Raw genomic sequence first — 1,524 nt, 5'->3', positions numbered from 1 at the left:
TGCCATTAAATCCAGTACAAATATTACCCATTGCGGCGATGATTTTACCTGGGTTGCCCCTTTTGATTTTATAAAAGAAAATGAAAAAGAGAAGCAGAAAAAAATCAATTTATATTTTATTGGCGCTACAAAATTTCATGTATCCGATACTGCGCTTATTGAAATTACCGTAAAGGAAAATATCAATTATCCGCAACAGGTAATGGAATTTGAGAATTTATATTCGGAAGTAGCTAAGTATATAACACAATTAAAAAGCAGCTTTAGAATTGTAGATAGAAAAATAAAAAGAGTAAAAAGAACCAGAACTACTTTTGATCTTACTTCTGCTTCTACTGCATTAGGTGGTACTATTTTTTCTTCTTTACCCAATACCAATCAACAAACCGTAGGAAAGATTTTACCCAGTATTGGCGTTGCACTTGTGCCCGTTAAAGAAGCCACAGCACCCAACAGCAGTTACGAACAGAATACGGCTACACTTATACGCAGTAGTATTAAAAGGCTTGAATATTTGCTTACAGAAAACAGGCTGGTGGGTACACGTGACCCTGATATTCTTAATAAATCCCGTAAATTAAGAGATGAATTAAAACAAACACAGATACAACTTATCGATATTCCCATAGCAGAAGAATCCCCAAACGAAAAGGAATTGGATGAATATTTTAACAGCCCAAAAGTGAATAAGAAATATAAAATGAGAAGAAAGTAGAAAGCGATAGATATTACGCCACTTTTAACATGCTCAATTTACTGGTACTGAATTTACGCATGGCATATTCCAAAGTAACTTCAAAGGTTTTTACTTTTTGAGAAGGGAGTTCATACATAGCATCGGTTAAAATACTTTCGCAAATACTGCGGAGGCCACGGGCACCTAATTTATACTCCAATGCTTTTTCTACCATAAAATCATAAACAGCAGATTCAAATTTTAATTCAATCCCCTCAATATCAAACAACCGGGTAAACTGTTTTATTAAAGCATTTTTTGGTTCTGTTAATATGCTTCTTAACGTAACTGCATCTAATGGATTTAGATAAGTAACCACGGGCAAACGGCCCAGCAATTCGGGTATCAAACCAAAATGTTTAAGATCAACCGCGTTTACAAAATGTAAAAGATTATCCTGCTGGTATTCCTGTAATTCTTTATTTACATTAAAGCCGATGGCATTGGTATTTACACGGCGTGCAATAATTTTATCTACGCCGTCAAAAGCGCCGCCGCAAATGAAGAGAATATTCTGGGTATTTACTTTTATCAACTTTTGTTCGGGGTGTTTACGTCCACCCTGAGGGGGCACCAATACTTCTGTTCCCTCCAGTAATTTTAATAACCCCTGCTGTACACCTTCGCCACTCACATCCCTGGTAATTGAAGGGTTATCGCTTTTACGGGCAATCTTATCAATCTCATCATATTGTCAAAATCGGGATTATAGCGGTTAAAAGAAACAATATCCATCGATAGATTTTTACTGATAACCAGTGCATTGAATTTTCCTGTAATACTTTGAG

1 protein-coding gene and 1 pseudogene are annotated in these 1,524 nt (G+C 35.8%); one reads left to right on the top strand and one right to left on the bottom strand.

The window, feature by feature from the left end; all coding sequences use genetic code 11:
• Positions 1-715, top strand: a pseudogene (locus ACY651_RS03540) (hypothetical protein); the annotation flags it as partial.
• A gap of 13 nt (positions 716-728) precedes the next feature.
• Here ACY651_RS03540 and ACY651_RS03535 read toward each other — a convergent pair.
• Positions 729-1,418, bottom strand: a complete 690-nt coding sequence (locus tag ACY651_RS03535) for an AAA family ATPase (RefSeq protein ID WP_462249778.1) — start codon at positions 1,416-1,418, stop codon at positions 729-731.
• Between the last annotated feature and the right edge of the window lie 106 nt (positions 1,419-1,524).

Origin of the sequence: Ferruginibacter sp., assembly GCF_031391665.1 — a bacterium.
Lineage (GTDB): Bacteria > Bacteroidota > Bacteroidia > Chitinophagales > Chitinophagaceae > Ferruginibacter.
This window is presented reverse-complemented; position numbering and strand designations above follow the sequence as displayed.